Here is a 23,576-nt window from a genome sequence, read left to right as displayed (position 1 = left end):
GTAACTGTAAACTGCAAACTGTGTTACTGTTTAATCTTCATTTATTATTGTTTACTGCCTACTAGTTGCAGAATACTGCCTACTTTTTTAAAGGCGTTTGTCCATTTGCTTTACCATCTTATCTTTCCATTCTCTAAAATCTCCTGCTATAATATGTTTTCTTGCTTCTCGCGTTAACCAAACATAAAAACCTAAATTATGAATAGAGGCAATTTGTTTTCCTAACATTTCTTTTGCTGCAAAAAGATGACGTAAATAGGCTTTTGAGTACATGGTATCTACCCAAGTAATATCCATATCATCTATTGGAGAAAAATCATCTGCCCACTTTTTATTTTTTATGTTGATAGAACCATGCGCTGTAAACAACATGCCGTTTCTTGCATTTCTTGTTGGCATTACACAATCAAACATATCTATACCTAATGCAATATTTTCTAAAATATTAATTGGCGTTCCAACACCCATTAAATACCGTGGTTTATCTTCTGGTAAAATGGCGGTCACAACTTCTGTCATTGCATACATTTCTTCTGCCGGTTCCCCAACAGAAAGACCTCCAATTGCATTTGCTTGCTGACCAGAATTTGCTATATATTCTGCAGATTGCGCTCTTAAATCTTTATAGGTACTTCCTTGTACAATTGGCATAAACGTTTGCTCAAACCCGTATTTAAATGGTACTTTTTCTAAATGATTTATACATCTATCTAACCATCTATGTGTCATATGCATAGAACGTTTTGCATAATTATAATCACAAGGGTACGGTGTACACTCATCAAAAGCCATAATAATATCAGCACCAATTGTGCGCTGCGTTTCCATCACATTTTCTGGTGTAAAAAAGTGCATAGAACCATCTATATGACTCTTAAACTTTACGCCTTCTTCGTTAATTTTTCTTCGTCCTGATAAAGAATATACTTGGTAACCACCAGAATCTGTTAAGATATTACTATCCCAATTCATAAACTTGTGCAAACCACCGGCTTTTTCTAGAATTTCCATTCCTGGACGTAAGAATAAATGATAGGTATTTGCTAAAATAATATCTGGCTTTATTTCATCTTTTAGTTCTGTTTGGTGTACTCCTTTTACGGTTCCAACAGTTCCCACAGGCATAAAAATTGGTGTTTCAATTTCTCCATGATCAGTTGTTATAACACCTGCTCTTGCCTTGCTTTTTGGGTCGGTAATTTTTAAGTCGAATTTCATTGGTGGCAAAGATACTATTATTTAAGAATTGAAAAATAAAATGATGGGTTATATAAAGTCAAAAAATAATTGACTGCTTTTGTTGGCAAAAATATCCGTTAAGAAGTACTCCTACTTTTATATTTATGTTGAAATTGTGAATGCGATGCATTTAAAGTGAAAATCCTTTTTTTTACTGAGCTTACTAAAGTAGCTCTTCTAAATAGGCGAATTGCTTTAAAAAAGTAGCTGCCGAACTTAATTCAGTATAAAGAAAAGAGTGCAACAAAAAGCCTGACTTTGGTCTTGAATGCTCTCAGGACAAAGGAATGCCCAAAAAATATTACCAACGTTTCTTTTTGGCTGCAGCACTCGCGTTTCTTTGCGTTTTTGGTGATGATTTTCTAAAAGAGGCACTTTTTTTATTAAAATCGTTTTTAGTAGCTGCTTGTTTTCTCTTTGGTTTTGCTTGTTTTGGCTTCTCTTTAACTACAGATGCTTCTTCGGTTTTAGAAGAGGAAGAAATCATTGTATTGATTTCTTTCATTTCATCATCTGTTAACTCTCGCCAATCACCTGCCTGTAAATAACCAAGCTCTACGTTCATAATTCGTGTGCGCTTTAACTTGGTTACTTCGTAACCTAAGTATTCGCACATTCTACGAATTTGACGATTTAAACCTTGTGTTAAAACGATTTTAAAGATTTTATCGCTTATTTTTTCTACCAAACACTTTTTAGTCATGGTGTCTAAAATAGGAATTCCACTTCCCATACTTTCAATAAAATCTGCTGTTATGGATTTGTCTACAGAAACAAAGTATTCTTTTTCATGATTATTGCCTGCACGTAGAATTTTGTTCACAATATCTCCATCGTTTGTTAAGAAAATCAACCCTTCAGATGGTTTGTCTAAACGCCCTATTGGAAACAATCTTTCTGGATAATTTACATGCTTTACAATATTGTTTGGTTCTCTATCATCTGTAGTAGAAACAATACCAACTGGCTTATTTAAAGCAATATATAATACTACATCTTTTGGTGTTAAAAGACGGCCATCGAACTTTACAACATCTTTTTTACCCACTCTATTCCCTAATTGAGTGGGTTTACCATTTATGGTAATTCTGCCTTCTTTTATATATTTTTCTGCTTCTCTACGAGAGCATACACCAGAAGAACTTATATATTTATTAAGGTTTGTAGATTGTTGCTTAGTATTGTCCAATGAGAAAATTTTTCTGCAAAAGTAAGTATAAGATTATAATTTTATTAATCTATTTTTCTTTTATTAAACCATTTACCTACGAAGTTGAAGTTTAAAGTGATTTTATCAAAAAAATAGAAAGTTAATTATTTAATTCAATCTTTCTAAAAGTTAAATTTATTCTTGGTGTGGTTACTTTTTTTGTTGGTGGTAATCTGTGCAACCAATTAGTTTGTGTCCCTTTTTTCATTACTAATAAACTTCCGTTTTCTAAAATTACATCTATTCTTTGCTTGTTTTCTTTATGTTTAAAAGAAAAGGTACGAGCTGCGCCTAATGATAAGGAAGCAATCGCGCCATTTTTCTTTAACATTTTTTCACCATCAGAATGATAAGCCATTCCTTCTGCCCCAGAATGATATAAGTTTAACAGACAAGAATTATACGTTTCTCCACTTTCTTTTTCAATAATTTCTTTTAATGCTAGTAATTCCTTAGTAAAAAGAGTTGCGGTTTTAGTAACTTTAGAATAGGTGTAAGAAAATTCTGATGCGCCATACCAAGCAACTTTTCTTTTGGTAATTATTTTTTTACCAAAAATTATTGCTTCGTCATTTTTCCATAAAATGGTTTTCATCAATTCTTGATAATAAAAATCACATTGTTTTTTATCTAAAATGATTCCATAATAATTAGTAACTCCATCAAAAGGTAAAATATTTGTGATGCTATCAGTAGAAAATAAATCCATAAAATAAAAGTACAAAAAATAACTTCTTAAAAACAAAAAACCTTACAATTTCTAGCAAGGTTTAATTAAGCTATACAAGATGCTCTTACCAACTAATGAAAAACTTATTTTTAGTATGCTCTTTTAAAAGACAGCGTATTTAAAGAAATGAACCTGTTTTAGATATAAATAGATCAATTGCGCTAGTTCTAACCCTTCTCTATATTAGCAAGGCACCAGACACAAACATGAAGGTAAGCTCAGTTAAAGCAATTACTAGCCAAAGAGAAAATAAACCACCTTTTTATACACCTCATTTTAAAGCTCTTAATTACAGTATTACTGCTTTAACTATAAATACGGGTATAAGCTTTAATAAAAAAGGGTATTAATACGTAATCTTATTTAATAAAACATTACTAAGTTTGCAATTAATTCTCTAAACATAACCCCCATGAAAAGAAAAATAATATACTTGTTGTTCTCAACATTTTTACTATTAAATTCAATTAATTTACAAGCACAAAGTACTTGGACTGGTAATGGTACAGCAGGTGCTTTCCCAAATGTCATTCCTGACCCTAGTTATAATAATGCAGGTAATTGGAACACAGATGTACCTGGTTCTATTGACAATATTATTATTAATACTCTTACTTTACCTAATACTAATTACCCACAAGTTGAAGGTGCAGATAACATAGTATTTAATAACATGACTATTAATGGTACTGCTACTTTTACATTAGCAGATGGTACTGTAACCTCTAATGGAGCCGTAATTATTACGAGTACTGCTACTCTTACTCTTGAAGCTGGAACTGCTTTTACAGCAACAGGTTCAGTAGCATCTAGTGGAACCATAACTGTTCCGAGTACTGCTACTTTTACACTTGAATCTGACGCTTCTCTTACTACAGACAATGCAATAGATGGAGATGGAACAGGTGATGGTGTCATTACATACAAAAGAAATATACTGGACACAAATTGGCATTTAATTAGCTCACCTGTTAGTGGACAAAGTATTCAAGGTATAAAAGACAATGTTAATGTAGCCACAAATGGCAATAACGTAGGGCTTGCCTCTTATTTAAATTCTGGTCCAGTTCCATATGTTTATGAAAAGGTTGATGAGACTAACAGTAATCCGTTAACTACAGGAAAAGGGTATTCTATCTTATTAACCTCTGCGGGTGATGTTTCTTTTACAGGTGCGCCAAACACAACAAGCCAAACTATTTCTGTCACTCAAGGAACCGGATTTCCTAATCCTGTTGCTAGAAATGACTATTTTTTAGTAGGAAACCCTTTTACCGCTTATATGGATGGTAAACTTCTTTTGAATGCCAATTATAATACCAATGGAGATGGCAGCAGTAGGCTAAAATCACCAACTATGTGGTTATATAATGGAACTCAATATATAACTAAAAATAGTGCGGAGTCTTTTCAGCTAGTACCAGGACAAGGTTTTTTTATAGAAGTAGAAAATGATGGACTTATGGATTTCGATGTAGCAAATCTAGGTGTTCTAAGTTCAGGTACTTTTACAAGAGAAGAAGCGACAAGTAGTTTTGAATTATTTATTGAAAATAAAAACACTAAAAGTGCAGCAAAAGTATTTTATATAGACGGAAAAACAACGGGTTATGATAACGGTTATGATTCTAAAATGTTTGGTGGTGACAGCTATAGTTTTGCTGTGTTTACAGAATTAGTTAGCGATAACAAAGGGAAACATTTAGCAATTCAAACTTTACCAAAAAATGACGCTTCTATTATTCCCGTTGGTATTATTGCCAATAAAGGTGAAGAAATTACTTTTTCTATAGAAAGCACCAACTTACCAGAAGGCGTAAGTGTGTCTTTAGAAGATAAGAGTACAGGAGATTTTACTAACTTATCTGAAAGCACGTATACAACTATATTAACAGAAGCTGCAAACGGAATTGGTCAGTTTTATATACATACTGCTGGAAAAAGCTTAAATACAACTAATTTAAATGCAAAAGACATTAGTGTATATAAATCTTCTTCAAACGAAATAACTATTACGGGTTTAAATACAGACGCTACTTTTACAATGTTCTCTTTATTAGGAAAGCAAGTGTTACAAACTAAAGTTACTGCTAACGGAGTACATAAAGTTAGTTTACCTTCATTAAGTACTGGAATATATATTGTAAAACTTAATTCTAGTTTAGGCACCATCACTAAAAAAATAACTTTAAACCAACAATAACCCCCTTTCCTTTTTAAACGAAACATTATGAATAAAAAACATACAGAAAATATTAATCGTAAAGAAGCTTTAACAAAGATTGGTAGTTATGGTAAATACGCCGCTTTAACAGCTTTAGGAACCTATTTAATATTGAGCCCGCAAAAAGCGCAAGCCGCAAGTCCGGAAGCTCCAGGAACTGGATTTTAAATAAATTCTTACCAACAAAAATTTTATTTAACCCTAAAGACTTAATTCGTTTTTAGGGTTTTTTTTTTGTAAAAATAGGAGCTCAAAAAATCGATATTCATAAATAGAGAACTAAACACAAATAAAAGTAAGAAAGGGCAACATTAAATTAAAAATACTCTAGCTTGTTTTAGTTTTAATTCTATTTTGAAGAAATATTCTAAATCCTGAATGAATTTTAAGTCCAAATCTTTAAGTCTCACCTCTTTTCTTTTGTAGAATTTAGTAATGAATAGCCCTACTTTCTCTTCTACTCTCCACATACCTACTCCAAGATAATATATTAAAGTCAATTTCTATTCATTTTTTTGTCTCCTGGTTATGTAAATCATAAGCTCCTAAAAGGGTAATTTCCTCTTTAGAGTCTTCTCCTTTATATTCTCTATAAACAGCATCTATATCGAAGTCATTAGGTAAGATTTGAAGCATTAAAAAAGCCTCATTAATCTGATGATTAACAAAGCTTATATTTTTATTTAAAATTCTGTTTTCTTTGCTCTATAGAGAAGCTTTCTGTTTTATGTTATCCCAATATTCTAGTTCAATAAAGATACCCGTTGAGAATTCTTTTCTACTTTTTAAAAATGTCAACCTGCATCTAAGAGGACAGTCTCCTTTTTTGTATATTTTTTAATTTACTGAACATTTCAAAATTGTCTTTTATGAAATTGTCAACTTCAGAGGATTCCTCTTTTAAAGTATCAAAGTACTCAATCAGCCATTCTTCCATTATAGCAGTGACTGTATTTTGAGGAGAAATATTAAAGGATATTGATTCTTCTATTTTTTTTACTCCAATCTGAAAGAACATTTCTTCTCTAAAATCGGCTTTAATATTATTCTTTTTTAAGTCTTTGATATAATCTTCTTTAACTTCTTCAATTGGAAGACTTATGTTATTTGCCATTCGAATTATGCTCTCATTTCTTTCTTTGTCATTTTTTCTTTTTTTAAATTCTTCACTATATATGTGTTCTTCTTGGTCTGTTATAGTAAAGTTATAAATGAAAAAGCCAATTATAACTCCTATTATTAATATGATGATTATTGTCATAGTTTAAATTTTGTCTAACAGTCTTGTATATGAAAATTAGTCGATTTTAAGCACTAACTTATCGTTTTATAACTGACACTTATTTTATTATTTATCTTTCGTTTAAGTACAAAAATTGCTATTTTTTATATCTTTCTTCCGTAATATATTTTTTTTTAATGTTGCACAACTAGTTATATAAAAGCGTGTGCTATCGGCTGAGTATCTCCTCTTCAAATCTGAACTAAATTTCTTTTTTTTTAAAGGAATATACCTAGAGAATTTTCATTATATAATAATTTTATCTCTTAGTTTATTTTGTGTTCATGTTGAACAGTTAATTCGCTATATATGAACAAATCCCTAAATTAATCTACTAATAAAAGAAATAGTACGCTCTTTCACCTTAGTATTAATAACCATTCTGCAAAGTTATACTATGTTTTTTTATTCTTGTTACGGTAAACCACATTTAAAATAGTTGGTTTCCGTAATAAAAAAGATGAAAGAATAATTATCTACAAACAAAATTTCATTATTACCTTTTAATCTCTTTACTCACTTTCTTTTGATTGCGGGGAGCAAGAAATTAGAAATAACATCATCAATAAGAATGTTGTCTGATTAAAACCTTTTTCCATAGAATGTTTGATTTAAATTTCAATAAATATAAAAACACTTTTTAGCAGTTTACACTTCATTTAGTTATCGTAGTGTTATCATAAGTAAACGTCTTTTTTTTTTATCGAATTTATACTATTTGAATCTGTTTTCAAACAACATATATACCTGAATATCAGCTTCTATTTTTCTATAATAACCAAATTATTGTAAATCTTAATAGGGTAAGGACTAAACCTAATTTAAAATCGTTACTTAAAATACGATCTCTTAATTTAGTTAGATAGTAAAGATACCTGCAGAGAATTCTTTCCTACTTTTCACAAATGTAATTCTACACTTTGTAGGGCATTGCCCTTTTTTATTCATTTTGATTTTTTGCAAAACAAATAATACTGATAATTTGAAATTATTCATGTTTTTAGTTTTTTTTTTTTTAAAAGCGGGTACCTAAAAGGTGCTGTTTAATTAAAGGTTTAGTTTATTTTGAAGTTAATATTGAAACTGATGTGAAATACTAAAAACGCTTATAAAACCTATAGAAAAAAAAAGACCTTACTATTTCTAGTAAGGTTTAAGTGAGCTTTGAAAGGTTAAAATTGAAATCCAATTCCTATCTGAATTATTCTATTTTTGTACTCATGTTCGATAAATGACGAAGGGTATGAAACTTTTGAAACATCCGCTAAACCATGCATGTACTTGGTTTCTAAAAAACCTCCAAACTTAAATTTATATTCCAAGCCTAAAACTAACCCAGCATCAAAATTTTTATATCCTTCTATTTCAAATCTGTTTGGATTATCATAACTTTTCTCTTTAGAATGAATAACATGGCCAAGGTAGCCTCCAGTGATTGCAAATAAATTTTTAAATATTCTTTTTTTAATTATAATTGGTAAATTGATTTGATTTAGTTCGTGAATTACATAACCTGAATAAGTATAATGAATAACCCATCCTTGTTCAGAGTAAACTAATTCTACTTGAAATAATAAATCATTTTGTTTTGAACTTAACAGAATCTCAAAACCTGTTCCAACATAAAAAGAATTTCTATTGTCAAATTCTCTAATAGAAGAACTCCCATTTTTAATAACATGAAAAACTGTATTAGAAGAACTTAGTCCACCCTTAATAAAATACTTAATTGATGATTGTCCAAAATTAATAGCACTAATAAATAATAGTAAGAATAAAATTTTTATTTTCATATTTAGTTTTTAATAAAAACAAAAAACCTTACTATTTCTAGTAAGGTTTAAGTGAGCCCTGCAGGATTCGAACCTGCGACCGCCTCCTTAGAAGGGAGGTGCTCTATCCAGCTGAGCTAAGAGCCCGTAGTTTTTATGTTTCTACGAAAACAGTGTCGGGGTGGCAGGATTCGAACCTGCGACCTCCTCGTCCCAAACGAGGCGCGATGACCGGGCTACGCTACACCCCGAAAGTGTAATATAGTAGTGTAATTTGTTTCTATATTATCGAAAAAAACTACACCCCGAATTAACTAATTATTGCGGAGAGACAGGGACTCGAACCCTGGCGACAGTCACCCGTCGACAGATTAGCAATCTGCTCCATTACCACTCTGGCACCTCTCCGGTTTTGAACTTAATAGCACTTGTTTAAAAATGCGAGTGCAAATGTAGTATTAGAATTACAAACAAGCAAGCCATTTTTAATTTATTTCTGCATTTTTTTTCTACTCCGGGTATTCAACTCTTAAATGGTAAATATTCATGAGTTTTTTCTTGATTACTTTCTTAATAATCTGAATCTCTCTAAAGGTTATATCAGAATTTAAAAACTGATTATCAGCCATTTGCTTGTTAATAATTTTATCTATTAAATCACTAATTGTTTGTGCTGTTGGTTTTTGAATACTTTTTGATGCTGCCTCTGCAGCATCACACATCATTAGAATTGCAGTCTCTTTAGAAAAAGGAATGGGTCCATGGTATTGAAAATCCTTAATATCAACCTCAACATCTGGGTTCATTTCTTTTTCTTTCATATAAAAATAATAGGTAAGACTTGTACCGTGATGTGTCCTAATAAAATCGATTACTCTATCTGGTAGCTTATATTTTTTTGCTAACTCTACTCCTTTAATAACGTGATCTGTAATTATCTTAGCACTATCCATTGGCGATAATTCATTATGAGGATTAACACCTGTAGATTGGTTCTCTGTAAAATACATAGGATTTAGCATTTTACCAATATCATGATACAAAGCTCCTGTTCTAACCAACATGGAGTTGGCACCAATTTCATTTGCTGCTGCTTCTGCTAAATTTGCAACTTGCATAGAATGCTGAAAAGTTCCTGGAGCTTTCTCATTTAACTCTCTTAAAAGCTTTGTATTTGTATTAGACAGCTCTAATAAAGTAACATCAGAGACCAAACCAAAAACTTTTTCATATATGTATATTAATATTATCGATAAAAATGATAATAATCCATTTGCTGAAAAAAGCATGAAATAACCCCAATTTATTTGAGATGCATTTCCTTCTTTTATAATAGAAAATGCAAAATAGGTAATCATATAAATAAAGGTAATCTGAGCAACTGAAATAAATAAGTTTGCTCTTTTATATAATTCTGAAACTGTAAGAATTGTAACAATACCTGCAATAATATGAAGGTAAATAAACTCGAAACTATTTGGAACGATATACCCTAAAAGCAATACTGTTAAAACATGTGTAAACAAACCTAAACGGGCATCAAAAAAAGCTTTTAAAACAATTGGAAGTACACTTAAAGGAACAACATATAAATAATCTGAATTATATTTAACAACCAATGTTTGAATAAAAACCATTGAAAATACATTGAAAAAGATAAAGGTGACTTTATTATTGTTGTTGTAAATTTCTAACCTGTATTTATTAAGAAATAAGAGCAACATCAACAAAGCTAAAGCTACTAAAATTGTATAACCAAAAATAATCCAATTATAGTTAGAGTCTGTCCAAACTTTAGATTCAGATTCGCTTTTCAATGAATTTAAAATGGCTAATTTTTTACCCTCTACAATGTCTCCTTTTAAAATAATAAGTCCACCAGAAGATATTTTACCTTTTGTATAAGAGATATTTTTAATTTCTGTGTCTATTACTTTAGTTGTATACTCTTTATCAAATGAAACATTGGGTTTAATGATTTCAGTAAGAATATCCAACATTCTTTTTTTACCAAAAGAGTAGGATTCATTTCCTAAATTATTCTTTATTATGGCCAATACATCTTTAGAACGCAGTAAACGTTTGTATAAAACATCTTGCACCGCATTCTCTTTACGCAGCGCTATTAATCCATTTTTATTAGAAACCCTGCCTTGGCTTACTACCTCTAAAAAACCTGATTCATACACTTTGTCAATTACATTTCTCCCTATAACCTCTAAATTTCTTACTTCTTCTATCGTTAACGAATCTGAAGGACTAAAAGCAGAAACTCTTTTATTAAAAGTTGAACTTACATCAGAAAACACAGTAGAATCATAAAAAAAATAGTGTTTCGCATTTACTTCTATTTGCTTCTTTTCAGTTTTAATTTCCTCCTCCGTTTTTTGAACTGCAAAATCAAATGGTGCGTATAAATTATCATACTTCCAAAGCTGACCATTGCTAAAATCATATTTAAACTGTCCTCCTTTTGGAAATAGGTATACAATAGCAGTAGTGGTAATTAAAAACAGCATTACTTTATAAATAATGGTGCTGTTTTGATATAATTTATTAACTATTTCACTCATGTTATCTCTCTTCTAACAACAAACTTACAGTAAAATTTTTAAGGTTAGAAATTCTAATTACTTTATAAAACACAAATTGATTAAAATTAGTTATTTTTGTCAAATAAGACCTATATCATTTAAAATTTAAATTTATCATAAAAGAAAGAATGTTTTATTACATTAAATTTAAATATTCAAACACCTTAATCGTAAAATAGAATAAGAAAACATATGAAAGAAGTTGTAATTGTATCAGTAGCTAGAACTCCAATTGGGAGTTTTATGGGAAGTTTATCTAGTATTCCTGCACCAAAATTAGGCGCAATTGCCATTAAAGGTGCTTTAAACAAAATTAATCTAAAACCAGAATTGGTTGATGAAGTTTATATGGGAAATGTAGTTTCCGCTGGTTTAGGACAAGCTCCTGCAAGACAAGCTGCAATTTTTGCTGGCATACCCAATACTGTTCCTTGTACAACTGTTAATAAAGTTTGTTCTTCTGGAATGAAATCTATTATGTTTGCTGCACAAGCAATTGCTTTAGGCGATGCAGAGATAGTGGTTGCTGGGGGAATGGAAAATATGAGTTCTATACCACATTACCAACATGCTAGAACGGGTTCTAAATTTGGACCAATTACCATGGAAGATGGAATGCAAAAAGATGGCTTAGTTGATGCTTACGAAAAAGTTGCAATGGGTGTTTGCGCAGATGAATGTGCAACTGAATATAAGTTCTCTAGAGAAGATCAGGATAATTTTGCCATAGAATCTTACACTCGTACTGCGAAAGCTTGGAGCGAAGGAAAATTTGATGATGAAATTGTTCCTGTAGAGATTCCACAAAGACGTGGAGAACCTTTACTATTCTCTGAAGATGAAGAGTATAAAAATGTGAAAATGGAAAAAATTCCTGCTTTACGTGCTGCTTTTACAAAAGACGGAACCGTTACCGCTGCAAACGCATCAACAATTAATGATGGTGGAGCTGCATTAATATTAATGTCTGCTGATAAGGCAAAAGAATTAAATATTACACCAATTGCAAAAATAAGAGGTTATGCAGATGCTGCACATGAACCAAAATGGTTTACAACAGCACCGGCAAAAGCTTTACCTAAAGCTTTATCCAAAGCAAATATTGCTATTGAAGATGTAGATTATTTTGAACTAAATGAAGCTTTTGCTGTAGTTGGTTTAGCAAATATGAAAATCTTAAATTTACAATCAGACAACGTGAATGTAAATGGTGGTGCAGTTTCTTTAGGACATCCTTTAGGTGTTTCTGGAGCAAGAATTATTATCGCATTAACTTCAATTTTGAAGCAAAATAATGCTAAAATAGGTGCTGCAGCAATCTGTAATGGTGGTGGTGGTGCTAGCGCAATGGTAATAGAAAGAATTTAATTTTTTAGTTTAATATATGCTCTACGGCATTTGTAATTTAAGTATTGTTCCTTTAAAAGCCAATGAATCTGACACATCAGAAATGATAAGTCAAGTTTTATTTGGTGAACATTTTGTGGTTATTGAAAAACAAAAAAACTGGAGTAAAATCCGTTTAGCTTTTGATAGTTTTGAAGGCTATATAGACAATAAGCAATATGAAGAAATATCAGAAGAATATTTTATACTTCTTTCAAATCAAACACCTATATATTCTGGTGAAATAGTAGATTTTATTACAAATGCTAAAAGTGAATTAACAACAATTCCTCTAGGAGTAAATTTACCTTTTTATAAAGATGAAAAGCTTCAAATAAACAACAAGCCTTATTTTTACGAAGGAAGTATTTTATCAGGAAAATCGACTAAAAAAGAGATTCTTCAAACTGCATTTACCTATTTAAATTCTCCTTTTTTATGGGGAGGAAAAACACCTTTTGGTATAGACTGCTCTGGCTTTACACAAATGGTCTATAAACTTTGTGGCTACACATTACTTAGAGATGCAAAAGAACAAGCAGCCCAAGGAGAAGGTTTAAGCTTTATTGAAGAAAGTGAACCTGGTGATTTAGCTTTTTTTGATAATGAAGAGGGTGTTATTATACATGTTGGAATTATTTTAAATGACTATAACATTATTCATGTTCATGGAAAAGTGAGAATAGACACCTTAGACCATAGTGGTATTTTTAATACTGATTTACAAAAACACACTCATAAATTAAGGGTTATAAAAAAAATTATTTAAAAAAAAAGTAAACAACAAAGAAGCATTTCTTTTTTTTAAAACAATTCCTCTACTACTTAAATTCTAAAACCCTAGACAAAAATTAGTTTTAGTTACTCATAACTTTAAACATGAAAAGCGGACTCATAAAACCTACAGAATAAAAAAGCGTGTTTTTTAAAAGTCGTTTATTCTATGAAATTTTTGTTTCTTACCAAAGAATCTTAAAAATTTAAATGCATTTTCGCTATTTATAATAATTATAAATAAAACCCAAAGTGGTACACTATTTGTTAATATGTGCCTAAATAGCATAACACATAAAAATATTTAACCATAGATATATTAGAAAAAGCACTAGAGTTTGAGACTATAAAAATGAGGTTTATTACTACTAGTGATTGAATTTCAGCAGCAAGAGAAGCGAAAAAAGTAATATTAAGTCTTTATGAATTGTTTAAAGAAAATAAAGATACAGAAATAATGGAACAAATGAAGCGCATAACAATAATTAAGCAAAGAATAGAGAAAAGATTAAAAGGTAAACCACTAAATGCATAATAAATTCATATTTAACTTGCTTTTCTAACTTTTATTTTTATATTCGAAAATTAAAATTAAAAAATTTAGAAAAAAGGAAATATAGAGAATGGATTTAATAGAAAGAGCAACAGAGTTCGAAAATAGAAAAATGAGATTTATCACTACAAGTGATAGAATAGTAGCTTCTAGAGAAGTAAAAGCATTAATCTTAGAACTAAATGAAGTTTATAAGGAAAGTAAAGATCCAGAATTAATGGATCAAATGAAACGTTTAACAGCAGTTAAACAAAAGATTGAAAAGCGTTTAAAAGGAAGACCATAAGAAGTAAACTCCTCTTCTAAAAAAAGATTAAAATACATTTATCTAAACATCTTTTAAAATACAGGAATTCATACTTAAATTTAAAAGTAGCAGTAAAAAAACATACGTTTTAAGATAAAGTTTAGAAATTTTTCTATACTTTTTATTGAATTATTTTTCTTAAAAAAAAGCTTCATATAAAATGAAGCTTTTTTTATGTAAAAAAGTGAAGTTTTGTTAGGTAGATTTCAATTTTTATATGTTATTTGCCAACTCTTAAAAAAGCCGATGTAGCTCAGCTGGCTAGAGCAGCTGATTTGTAATCAGCAGGTCGTGGGTTCGAGTCCCTCCATCGGCTCAATTTTTTAAAAGCCTCATTTTTATGAGGCTTTTTTTTGCTCAAAAAAGTAAAACGAATCAACCTGTAAAATATAATTGAAATTGATTATATTGCAGTAAATCAACTCTTTTTATCAAAAAAACACATGAAACTTAAAGTAGGATTATTAGGAGGAGGTTCTTGGGGAACTACTGTAGCATCCTTAACTGCAAAAAATAGCGAAACAATTATATGGGCTAGAAACCCAAAAACAGTTAAAGAAATTAATGAATTTAATACGAATGCAAAGTATTTGCCTAATGCAAAACTAAACAGAAACCTAAAGGCTTCTAACTCTATTAAAGAAACTGTAGAAAATGCAGATGTAATAGTAATGGGTATTCCGTCTCAAAGTTTTAGAAAAGTTTTAGAAGAAGCAAAACCTTATATTAGACCGTGGGTTCCTATTGTTAGTTTAGCAAAAGGACTAGAGATTAGCTCAAAAATGAGAATGACAGAAATTATTCAAGAAATAATGCCTGGTCATCCTGCTGGAGTTTTAACGGGTCCTAATTTAGCGAAAGAAATTCATTCTGGTAAAGCTGCAGCTGCGGTTATTTCTATGGTAGATAATACCATTGCAACAAGGTTGCAAGCTGTTTTTAGTTCTGGATTATTTAGAGTTTACACAAATAATGATGTTATTGGATGTGAGTTAGGTGGCGCATTAAAAAACATAATGGCTATTGCTGCTGGAATGGGAGATGGCACAAATGCTGGAGACAATACTCGTTCTGCTTTAATAACAAGAGGTTTATCAGAATTAACAAGATTAGGTACTGCAATGGGAGGTAAAAATAGAACCTTTGCAGGACTTGCAGGTTTGGGAGATTTAATTGCAACTTGCTCTAGTTCTAAAAGTAGAAATCATCATGTTGGATTTCAGCTAGGAAAAGGAAAAAAATTAGAAGAAATCATAGCAGAAATGAATGAAGTTGCAGAAGGAGTTAAAACTGCAAAAGTTGTAATGGAATTAGCAAAAGATTATAAAGTTGATATGCCAATATCTAATGAAGTTTACAAAGTCCTTTATGAAGGAAATACTGTAAACGACGCTTTTAGAGGTTTACTAAAACATGAAGTTGGTTCTGAAAAAGAACCTGGATAAAATTCATATTTTATATATTTATAATATCTTTACTTTTTTTTTATAAAATATTTATCAAAATCATAATTTTATATGCTTATTATTGGAATTGCTGGTGGAACTGGAAGTGGAAAGACAACTGTTGTTAACCAAATTATTAATCAACTTCCTACAGATGAAGTTTGTGTGATTTCACAAGACTCTTACTATAAAGAGACCAACAATCTTTCTTATGATGAAAGAAGGAAAATAAATTTTGACCATCCAAGAGCAATTGATTTTGATTTAATTGTAGCACATTTAAAAGCATTAAAATCTGGCAAAACGATTGATCAGCCTGTATATTCTTTTGTAACACACAATAGAACAGAAGATACTGTAAAAACACATCCAAGAAAAGTTGTTATTGTAGAAGGGATACTTATTTTTAATAGCGAAGAATTGCGTTCTCTTTTTGATATAAAAATATTTGTTCACGCCGACACTGATGAACGTTTAATAAGAAGAGTTAAAAGAGATATTACAGAAAGAGGAAGAGATATTAATGAAGTTTTAAATCGTTATCAAGATACCTTAAAACCAATGCATCAACAATTTATAGAACCAACAAAAAACTTTGCAGATATTATTATTCCTAATGATAGGCATAATACTGTTGCTATAGATATTGTAAGAACTGTTATTAATGAACGTTTGTAAATTCTATGACAATAAGAGATTTAAAGAATAATAAAGCTGTAAAAATTCTATCAAATGTTTTTGTTTTAATTTTTATTCCATTTCTTATTTGGATGTTATTTTTTGATGAAAATTCGTATTTAATTCACAGAAAATTTGACAAAGAAATTAATGATTTAGAAAATACGATTTCTTTTTACAAAACTAAAATTAATGAGAATAAAACGGTCATAAAGAAATTGCAAGATTCTCTTCAATTAGAACGCTTTGCTAGAGAAAAATATTTAATGAAAAAAGAGAACGAAGATATATATATTATAGAATTTGATACTGTAAAAAAATAATGAGTAAATTTTTATTTGATGAATTTAACGGAACCTCACCTGCTGCCTGGAAGCAAAAAATTCAAGCAGATTTAAAAGGCGAAGAATATAATGACACACTTCTTTGGAAAACCAATGAAAACATTGTTGTAAAACCATTTTACACATCAGAAGACAGGAATCATGAAGAAATTAACTTACCTGAAAAAGGATTTAATATTTGTCAAACTATTTTTATTGATGATGAAAAAATAGCAAATTTTTTAGCATTAGATTCATTGAAAAGGGGTGCAAATTCAATTCAATTTAAGGCAACTTCTACTTTTGATTATAAAATATTACTTCAAAATATAGAAGCAAAATCTATTAATATCTATTTTAATTTTACTTTTTTAAATGATGAATTTCAAATTAAATTATCTGATTTCATCAACTCAAAAGAAGTTTATTTTCAAACAGATATTATTGGCAATTTAGCTGAAACGGGGAATTGGTTTGTGAGTTTAAAAGAAGATCATTCTAAACTAGCAACAATAATAAAACATACTGATAATTGCATTTCTGTTTCATCAGATTTATATCAAAATGCTGGAGCAAATAGTACGCAGCAACTTGCGTATACTTTGGCCCATGCAAATGAATATTTGAATCATTTTGGTAGTGAAATGGCAACTAAAATTCATTTTACTTTTTCTGTAGGAAGTAATTATTTTTTCGAAATTGCTAAATTAAGAGCATTTAGAATTTTATGGGCTACATTATTAACAGAGTACAATGTTAAGAATGTAGAAGCTCATTTGTTTGTTCAACCTAGTTTACGTAACAAAACATTGTACGATTACAATGTAAATATGCTAAGAACAACAACAGAATGTATGAGTGCTATTTTAGGTGGTGCAAACACAATTTCTAATGTTTCTTATGATACTATTTATCATAAATCAAATGAGTTTGGAGAAAGAATAGCAAGAAATCAATTACTAGTTTTACAACAGGAAAGCTACTTAAAAGAAGCTCAAAATTTTGCAGATGGGTCTTATTATATAGAATCATTAACACATCAGTTGGCAGAAAAAGCACTTACACTTTTTAAGCAAATTGAAAAAGCAGGTGGTTTTTTAAATCAGCTAAAAGAAGGAATTATTAATAAAAAAGTAAAAGAAAATTCAAACAAAGAAATAGCACTTTTTAATGATAAAAAAATAGTTCTTTTAGGAACAAATTACCAACAAAACATAGAAGATATAATGATAAACAGTTTAGAATTGTATCCTTTTGTTAAACAAAGAAATATAAAAACATTAATTCATCCATTAAATAGAAATCGAATTTCAGAAGCTCTAGAAAAACAAAGACTTGAGCTAGAAAAAGATTAAAAAAAGAAATGAATGGTGAATAAAAACATATTAATTTCAAAGTACCAAAACAGGAAGAAATTCTTAAAAGAAGAAATCATCAATATTAAAAAAAGATTACCAACATTTATTATTGGTTTTTCATTTTTTACTTTTGTTGCCATCTATTTTTTAGAAGATAAATTATATGCTTTTTTTGGCAACGGAGTAAATTATAATATTACTGGGGTAATCCTAATTGGATTTTTTTGTTTAATTTTTGTCTACAAAAGTTTAAATTCAGTAAGTAAAAAAGAAAAAGAAATAAAAGCATTAAGCTCAAAGTTATATGACTTAATGAAGTTAGAAAAAAGAACTAATGAGTAGAAAAAATGTTCAACATATAAAATTAAAAACAAATAGTTTAAAATCTAAAATAGCTTTTAAACACGAAAAATTTGTTGCTGGAATTGCTCCTTTTTTACGTGGTCCCTATTCTACAATGTACGTTAGAAGACCTTGGACAATTAGACAATATGCAGGTTTTTCAACCGCTGAAGAAAGTAACGCTTTTTACAGAAGAAATTTAGAAGCTGGACAGAAAGGATTATCTGTTGCTTTTGATTTGGCTACACATAGAGGGTACGATTCAGATCATGAACGTGTTCAAGGAGATGTTGGTAAAGCTGGTGTTGCAATTGATTCTGTTGAAGATATGAAGATTTTGTTTGACCAAATTCCGTTAGATAAAATGTCTGTTTCTATGACAATGAATGGAGCCGTTTTACCCATTTTAGCTTTTTATATAGTTGCTGCTGAAGAACAAGGAGTATCTCCAGAACAACTTTCTGGAACGATTCAAAATGATATTTTAAAGGAATTTATGGTGCGTAATACGTATATTTATCCACCAAGTCCTTCTATGAAAATTATTGCTGATATATTTCAATATACCAGTAACAATATGCCAAAATACAATTCTATCTCTATCTCTGGCTACCACATGCAAGAAGCCGGTGCCACTGCAGAAATTGAATTAGCATACACACTTGCAGATGGATTAGAATACATTAAAAAAGGGTTAGAAACCGGAATGGATATTGACACGTTTGCGCCTCGTTTATCATTTTTCTGGGCAATTGGAATGGATCATTTTAATGAAATTGCAAAATTGCGAGCAGGAAGAATGTTATGGGCAAAAATTGTGAAAAAATTCAATCCTAAAAACCCAAAATCTTTAGCATTAAGAACCCATTGCCAAACAAGTGGCTGGAGCTTAACAGAACAAGATCCTTTTAACAATGTTGCCAGAACTACTATTGAAGCAATGGCTGCTGTTTTTGGAGGAACACAAAGTTTACACACAAATGCATTGGACGAAGCAATTGCTTTACCCACTGATTTTTCTGCAAGAATTGCCAGAAATACTCAAATATATTTGCAACAAGAAACTCATATTACTAAAACGGTAGACCCCTGGTCTGGAAGCTATTATGTTGAAAAACTGACGGAAGAAATTGCCAACAAAGCGTGGGAACTTATTAAAGAAGTAGATGAACTTGGTGGCATGACAAAGGCTATTGAAAAAGGAATTCCTAAAATGAGAATAGAGGAAGCTGCTGCAAAAAAACAAGCAAGAATAGATAGTGGAAAAGATATTATTGTTGGTGTAAATAAATTTCAACTAAAGAAAGAAGATCCTTTACATATTTTAGAAGTAGATAATGAAGCTGTTCGTTTATCTCAAATAGAAAGGTTGAATGCTGTTAAACTTAAAAGAAATTCTGAAAAAGTTTCTAAAACGTTAACAGATTTAACTGAAGTTGCAAAATCAGGTAATGGAAATTTATTAGATTTGGCAGTAAAAGCAGCAAGAGAAAGAGCTACCTTAGGTGAAATTTCTGATGCTTTAGAAACTGTTTTTGGCAGACATAAAGCAGTTCATAAAACCATTTCTGGCGTGTATAGTAAAGAAATAAAAGACGACAAATTATTTAAAGAAGCAAGTAAATTAGCTGATAAATTTGCAAAATTAGAAGGTAGAAGACCTAGAATTATGATTGCAAAATTAGGGCAAGATGGTCATGATCGTGGAGCAAAAGTTGTTGCTACAGGTTATGCAGATCTTGGTTTTGATGTAGATATTGGTCCGCTTTTTCAAACTCCAAAAGAAGCTGTAAAACAAGCAATAGAAAATGATGTTCACATTTTAGGAATTTCATCTTTAGCTGCAGGACATAAAACATTAGTTCCTCAAGTAATTGAAGAATTAAAAAAATATGGTAGAGAAGATATTATGGTAATTGTTGGTGGGGTAATTCCTGCACAAGATTATCAATTTTTATTTGATACCGGTGCTGTTGGTGTTTTTGGGCCTGGAACTAAAATTGCTCAAGCTGCCATTGATTTGATTACAATTTTAATAGATAGTATTGTAGATTAATCTAATTTTTCAATTTCATAAAAAAAATCCCAAGCTTTAACTTGGGATTTTATTTTATGGATTACAGCAATCTATTTCACTTTTATAGAACAACCAATTGCTCTTGTTGTGGTCTTTTCTATTTTTTTACCACTTAATAATGCATCTAAAGCATTTTCTACATACTTTTCTGTAACAGCATTAGGATTTCTAGAACTGTTATCTATTGCCCCAATATATTCAACTTTCATTGTTGATTTAGTTACAATATATACATGTGGGGTTTTTGTAGCTCCAAATTTTGGATATACCTGCTGTCCTTCATCAAATAAATAAGGAAAGGTAAATTCTTTTTCACTTGCTCTAACTTTCATTTTTTCAAAACTATCTCCAGAAATAGCCGCTAGATCATTTGGATTAATTGCAATTACAGGAAACCCTTTTGATTTATACTTTTGATCTAAAGCAATTATTCTATCTTCATTAGCTACAGAATATGGGCACGTATTACACGTAAAAATGATAACAAATCCTTTTGCTTCATCAAAACTTGATAAAGAAACCATTTTATCATCAATATTTTTCAGACTAAAATCTTCTACTCTGTCTCCAATATTGTACCCAGATGCAACAGTTTTTAATGTAAATGCTGTTGTTAAACCAACAACTACTGCTAATAAAATTATTTTAATTGCTTTCATTGATATGTGTTGTAAATTATAGTTTTAAGAATGTATTTAATTCCGATTCTAGTAAAGAATAACTAAATGATTGCTCATAAAATTTTCTTTTATTTTTATTATAAATTAATGTTGCAGGTATTGCTCCAGACCAATTTTTATCAATTTTCTGAATCCAAACATCTTCATTTACATCATCTAATAAAATAACTTCAGATTGTAGATTTTTCTTTTTGATAAAAGGTTTTAACCGCTTATCAACTTGCTTAGGAAAATCTAAACTCACTAAAATCACTTCAACATTTTTGTCTTTATACGCTTTATTTAATTTTTCAAAAGCAGGCATTTCTTCTACACAAGGTTTACACCACGTGGCCCAAAAATTAATAACATAAATTTTATCATCTTTTTTATTTAACAAAGGTGCTAACTGATTGTAATTATAGGTTTTTACAACAACATCAGAAATATCAATCTGTTGTTCTTTCTTAACTTTTGTTACTGGTTCTGATATTCCATTTGATTTTTTTTCTGATTTACAGCTTAAAGTCAATACTAAAATACACGTTATTAAAAATACTCTTTTAATCATCTTATAAAATTACGAATTAATAAATTTCAAAAACACTGTTTAACGAAATATTAACAATAAAAAGCCTCGTAAAAATAATTTTACGAGGCTTTAAATAGTTGTTATATAATTAATTAAGAAAAAATTTCATTCAATATTTTTGCCAATCTAACCCCTCCTTTTTGCAGTTGAGCTCTTACGGTTCCAAAATGATCATAAGAATATCTGTACTTTAAATTCTCGCCTACTTTTACAGATTTGTAAACTTCTTTTGTAATTTCATGCACTTCATCAACCCACTCTTCAACAGCTCCTTTTTGTAATTCTTTTATTTGATTTTTATTCAAATCTCTTGAATTAGCTGCCAATTCTAAGTAACTCATATTCCACTCTTCAATCATTTTTGTATCCCAAACGGAGTGTAAATTTGTTCCTTTACCAAACCATTGAACTTGTATTGTATTCCCTCCCTTGTCTTCTCTTTGCCCAATATGCATTGGTTGATGCAAGTCTCCAACAAAATGAACCAACATTTTTAGATAAAAAACTTTATCTTCTTCTTTACTATTTTTATCCTTTAAAATAGCAATACATTTATTTATCCCCGTAACTAAATCTCCTTTTGGATTTTTTTCTGCAGTTGCATATTTTTCATCCAAATTCATATTTATATAATGCCAAGAATAGAATTCACTATATTTTCTGTCAGATTTTATTTCATCTGCATACGTAGAAACAAATGCTAAACTTTCACCTTTTAGCAATTTATCAATTTGTCTTTTTGCTTTTTTTGTTAAATGCATTTCTGCAATTTTACCAGTTGTTCTATGGCCATTTTGTCCCCAGAAAAAAGTTTCATCAACACTAGCACTTGTTAAAAAGAATACACTAATCAATAATAGAAGTTTAATTTTCATCCGTTTTAAGTATAAATATTTATTCTGCTAATTTATAAAAATATACGCTATAAAATTTGGATTTATAAAAAATTAACCTATATCTTTGTGATATCATTTTAATATCACTTTAAAATCAATATAATGAAATCAGAAAAAATAATTAAACCAGCAAATGGTTATTTAATGGTGGCTGTTGCTTTAGTATTATTCTTTGGCGGAATTACCATCACTATTATAAAAGAAAACCCAATATTCCTACTAGTAACACTTATAGGTTTTATAGGTTTTTTCGGATTTATTCTAGTAAACCCAAACACTTCTAAGGTAATTTTACTTTTTGGAAAATATGTTGGTACTATAAAAGACAATGGATTGTATTGGGCAAATCCTCTTTTTAGAAAGAAAGCAATTTCTTTAAGAGCTAGTAATTTTGACAGTGAGCGATTAAAAGTAAATGACAAATTAGGGAACCCAGTAATGATTTCTACTATTTTAGTTTGGCGAGTTACAGATACTTATAAAGCTGCTTTTGATGTAGATAATTATGAAAATTTTGTTCGTGTACAAACAGACGCTGCTGTAAGAAAGTTAGCAAGTATGTATCCTTATGATAATTTTGCAGACGAAGGTCACACAGAAGATATTACACTTAGATCTAGTGTAAACGAAGTTAGTGAAGCTTTAGAAAAAGAAATTGACGAGCGTTTATCTATTGCTGGAATTGAAGTTTTAGAAGCTAGAATTGGTTATTTAGCCTACGCACAAGAAATAGCAAGTGCTATGTTAAAGAGACAGCAAGCCACTGCAATTGTTGCTGCAAGACATAAAATTGTAGAAGGTGCAGTAAGTATGGTAGAAATGGCCATTGAGCAGTTAGGCAAAAAGAATATTGTTGAATTAGATGACGAACGTAAAGCTGCAATGGTAAGTAACTTAATGGTTATTTTGTGTGGAGACAAAGAAGCTTCTCCTGTTGTTAATACAGGAACTTTAAGTCATTAAAATAAGAATTGATGAAAGAATATAAAGTAGAAATTCCAAGATTGGGATTGACAAGAAGACAAGAAAAAATGCAAGATCTTTTAAACCAATATGCAAGAGAAGGCTGGGTAGTTAAAGATATTGGTCAAAATTGGTCTAGTATTATTTTTGAAAGAGATAAAAACAGGTAATA

At 30.0% G+C, this 23,576-nt stretch carries 24 protein-coding genes, 4 tRNA genes and 1 pseudogene; 15 read left to right on the top strand and 14 right to left on the bottom strand.

The features are described from left to right. Positions 1-87: 87 nt before the first annotated feature. The 3 genes from tgt to BTO04_RS14735 form a co-directional block, all read right to left on the bottom strand. Entirely contained in the window at positions 88-1,218 is a 1,131-nt protein-coding gene (gene tgt, locus BTO04_RS14745) for a tRNA guanosine(34) transglycosylase Tgt (RefSeq protein ID WP_087565222.1), read from the bottom strand. A 322-nt stretch (positions 1,219-1,540) separates the two neighbouring features. Then, positions 1,541-2,428 (bottom strand): 23S rRNA pseudouridine(2604) synthase RluF, encoded by an 888-nt coding sequence (gene rluF / locus BTO04_RS14740; protein WP_087565221.1) that lies wholly within the window; start codon positions 2,426-2,428, stop codon positions 1,541-1,543. 121 nt (positions 2,429-2,549) lie between these two features. Beyond that, positions 2,550-3,158 (bottom strand): alpha-ketoglutarate-dependent dioxygenase AlkB, encoded by a 609-nt coding sequence (locus BTO04_RS14735; protein ID WP_087565220.1) that lies wholly within the window; start codon positions 3,156-3,158, stop codon positions 2,550-2,552. A 433-nt stretch (positions 3,159-3,591) separates the two neighbouring features. Between BTO04_RS14735 and BTO04_RS14730 the strand changes: the two genes are divergently transcribed. After that, complete coding sequence (locus tag BTO04_RS14730; protein WP_087565219.1) at positions 3,592-5,382, top strand: T9SS type A sorting domain-containing protein; 1,791 nt, start codon at positions 3,592-3,594, stop codon at positions 5,380-5,382. Between the two features lie 27 nt (positions 5,383-5,409). Further along, positions 5,410-5,571, top strand: a complete 162-nt coding sequence (locus BTO04_RS15420) for a hypothetical protein (protein WP_198342079.1) — start codon at positions 5,410-5,412, stop codon at positions 5,569-5,571. A gap of 339 nt (positions 5,572-5,910) precedes the next feature. Here the strand turns inward: BTO04_RS15420 and BTO04_RS15670 are convergent, their stop codons facing one another. The 8 genes from BTO04_RS15670 to BTO04_RS14695 form a co-directional block, all read right to left on the bottom strand. Continuing rightward, entirely contained in the window at positions 5,911-6,039 is a 129-nt protein-coding gene (locus BTO04_RS15670) for a hypothetical protein (RefSeq protein WP_302849200.1), read from the bottom strand. Positions 6,040-6,108: 69 nt separating this feature from the next. Beyond that, a complete protein-coding gene (locus BTO04_RS15790; protein ID WP_198342078.1) occupies positions 6,109-6,201 on the bottom strand; it encodes a hypothetical protein in 93 nt (30 codons plus the stop codon). Between the two features lie 7 nt (positions 6,202-6,208). Then, a complete protein-coding gene (locus tag BTO04_RS14720) occupies positions 6,209-6,664 on the bottom strand; it encodes a hypothetical protein (protein WP_087565217.1) in 456 nt (151 codons plus the stop codon). Between the two features lie 1,193 nt (positions 6,665-7,857). Beyond that, positions 7,858-8,478: an outer membrane beta-barrel protein gene (locus BTO04_RS14715; RefSeq protein ID WP_087565216.1), complete on the bottom strand. Its 621-nt coding sequence runs from the start codon at positions 8,476-8,478 to the stop codon at positions 7,858-7,860. Positions 8,479-8,530: 52 nt separating this feature from the next. Beyond that, positions 8,531-8,604, bottom strand: a tRNA-Arg gene (locus BTO04_RS14710). Positions 8,605-8,633: 29 nt separating this feature from the next. Further along, positions 8,634-8,708, bottom strand: a tRNA-Pro gene (locus tag BTO04_RS14705). A gap of 73 nt (positions 8,709-8,781) precedes the next feature. Next, a tRNA-Ser gene (locus BTO04_RS14700) sits at positions 8,782-8,865 on the bottom strand. A gap of 101 nt (positions 8,866-8,966) precedes the next feature. After that, the gene (locus BTO04_RS14695; RefSeq protein ID WP_087565215.1) at positions 8,967-11,030 is read right to left on the bottom strand and encodes an HD family phosphohydrolase; all 2,064 of its coding nucleotides are present in this window, start codon (positions 11,028-11,030) and stop codon (positions 8,967-8,969) included. A gap of 213 nt (positions 11,031-11,243) precedes the next feature. On the opposite strand from BTO04_RS14695, the gene BTO04_RS14690 reads away from it, so the two are divergent. From BTO04_RS14690 to scpA, 11 genes and pseudogenes are all read left to right on the top strand, one after another. Next, positions 11,244-12,419 (top strand): acetyl-CoA C-acyltransferase, encoded by a 1,176-nt coding sequence (locus BTO04_RS14690; protein ID WP_087565214.1) that lies wholly within the window; start codon positions 11,244-11,246, stop codon positions 12,417-12,419. Positions 12,420-12,435: 16 nt separating this feature from the next. After that, on the top strand, positions 12,436-13,206 hold the full coding sequence (locus tag BTO04_RS14685; protein WP_087565213.1) for a C40 family peptidase: 771 nt from the start codon (positions 12,436-12,438) through the stop codon (positions 13,204-13,206). 315 nt (positions 13,207-13,521) lie between these two features. Continuing rightward, a pseudogene (locus BTO04_RS15575) lies at positions 13,522-13,746 on the top strand (hypothetical protein). An 88-nt stretch (positions 13,747-13,834) separates the two neighbouring features. Continuing rightward, positions 13,835-14,050, top strand: a complete 216-nt coding sequence (locus BTO04_RS14675) for a hypothetical protein (RefSeq protein WP_087565212.1) — start codon at positions 13,835-13,837, stop codon at positions 14,048-14,050. A 263-nt stretch (positions 14,051-14,313) separates the two neighbouring features. Further along, a tRNA-Thr gene (locus tag BTO04_RS14670) sits at positions 14,314-14,387 on the top strand. Positions 14,388-14,514: 127 nt separating this feature from the next. Then, positions 14,515-15,516 (top strand): NAD(P)H-dependent glycerol-3-phosphate dehydrogenase, encoded by a 1,002-nt coding sequence (locus tag BTO04_RS14665; protein WP_087565211.1) that lies wholly within the window; start codon positions 14,515-14,517, stop codon positions 15,514-15,516. 72 nt (positions 15,517-15,588) lie between these two features. Then, a complete protein-coding gene (gene udk, locus BTO04_RS14660; RefSeq protein ID WP_087565210.1) occupies positions 15,589-16,194 on the top strand; it encodes a uridine kinase in 606 nt (201 codons plus the stop codon). 5 nt (positions 16,195-16,199) lie between these two features. Further along, on the top strand, positions 16,200-16,517 hold the full coding sequence (locus tag BTO04_RS14655) for a septum formation initiator family protein (protein ID WP_198342077.1): 318 nt from the start codon (positions 16,200-16,202) through the stop codon (positions 16,515-16,517). Next, a complete protein-coding gene (locus BTO04_RS14650; protein WP_087565209.1) occupies positions 16,517-17,872 on the top strand; it encodes a methylmalonyl-CoA mutase subunit beta in 1,356 nt (451 codons plus the stop codon). Before BTO04_RS14655 ends, BTO04_RS14650 begins: the two co-directional genes overlap by 1 nt. Before the next feature lie 12 nt (positions 17,873-17,884). Continuing rightward, a complete protein-coding gene (locus tag BTO04_RS14645) occupies positions 17,885-18,217 on the top strand; it encodes a hypothetical protein (protein WP_087565208.1) in 333 nt (110 codons plus the stop codon). Next, entirely contained in the window at positions 18,210-20,273 is a 2,064-nt protein-coding gene (gene scpA / locus BTO04_RS14640) for a methylmalonyl-CoA mutase (RefSeq protein WP_087565207.1), read from the top strand. Before BTO04_RS14645 ends, scpA begins: the two co-directional genes overlap by 8 nt. Before the next feature lie 71 nt (positions 20,274-20,344). On the opposite strand, the gene BTO04_RS14635 is transcribed toward scpA, so the two are convergent. The 3 genes from BTO04_RS14635 to BTO04_RS14625 form a co-directional block, all read right to left on the bottom strand. Next, on the bottom strand, positions 20,345-20,953 hold the full coding sequence (locus BTO04_RS14635) for a thioredoxin family protein (protein ID WP_087565206.1): 609 nt from the start codon (positions 20,951-20,953) through the stop codon (positions 20,345-20,347). A gap of 16 nt (positions 20,954-20,969) precedes the next feature. Continuing rightward, entirely contained in the window at positions 20,970-21,524 is a 555-nt protein-coding gene (locus BTO04_RS14630) for a TlpA disulfide reductase family protein (protein WP_087565205.1), read from the bottom strand. 113 nt (positions 21,525-21,637) lie between these two features. Then, complete coding sequence (locus tag BTO04_RS14625) at positions 21,638-22,420, bottom strand: S1/P1 nuclease (protein ID WP_087565204.1); 783 nt, start codon at positions 22,418-22,420, stop codon at positions 21,638-21,640. A 123-nt stretch (positions 22,421-22,543) separates the two neighbouring features. On the opposite strand from BTO04_RS14625, the gene BTO04_RS14620 reads away from it, so the two are divergent. Together BTO04_RS14620 and BTO04_RS15410 are read left to right on the top strand one after the other, a co-directional pair. Continuing rightward, a complete protein-coding gene (locus BTO04_RS14620) occupies positions 22,544-23,404 on the top strand; it encodes an SPFH domain-containing protein (protein WP_087565203.1) in 861 nt (286 codons plus the stop codon). 11 nt (positions 23,405-23,415) lie between these two features. Beyond that, positions 23,416-23,574, top strand: coding sequence for a hypothetical protein (locus tag BTO04_RS15410; RefSeq protein WP_198342076.1), 159 nt, complete (start codon positions 23,416-23,418; stop codon positions 23,572-23,574). The last annotated feature ends 2 nt before the right edge of the window (positions 23,575-23,576 follow it).

This window comes from Polaribacter sp. SA4-10, from assembly GCF_002163835.1.
Taxonomy (GTDB): Bacteria; Bacteroidota; Bacteroidia; order Flavobacteriales; family Flavobacteriaceae; genus Polaribacter.
Note: the sequence above shows the minus strand (reverse complement) of the source record. Positions and strands in the feature narration are given on the sequence as shown.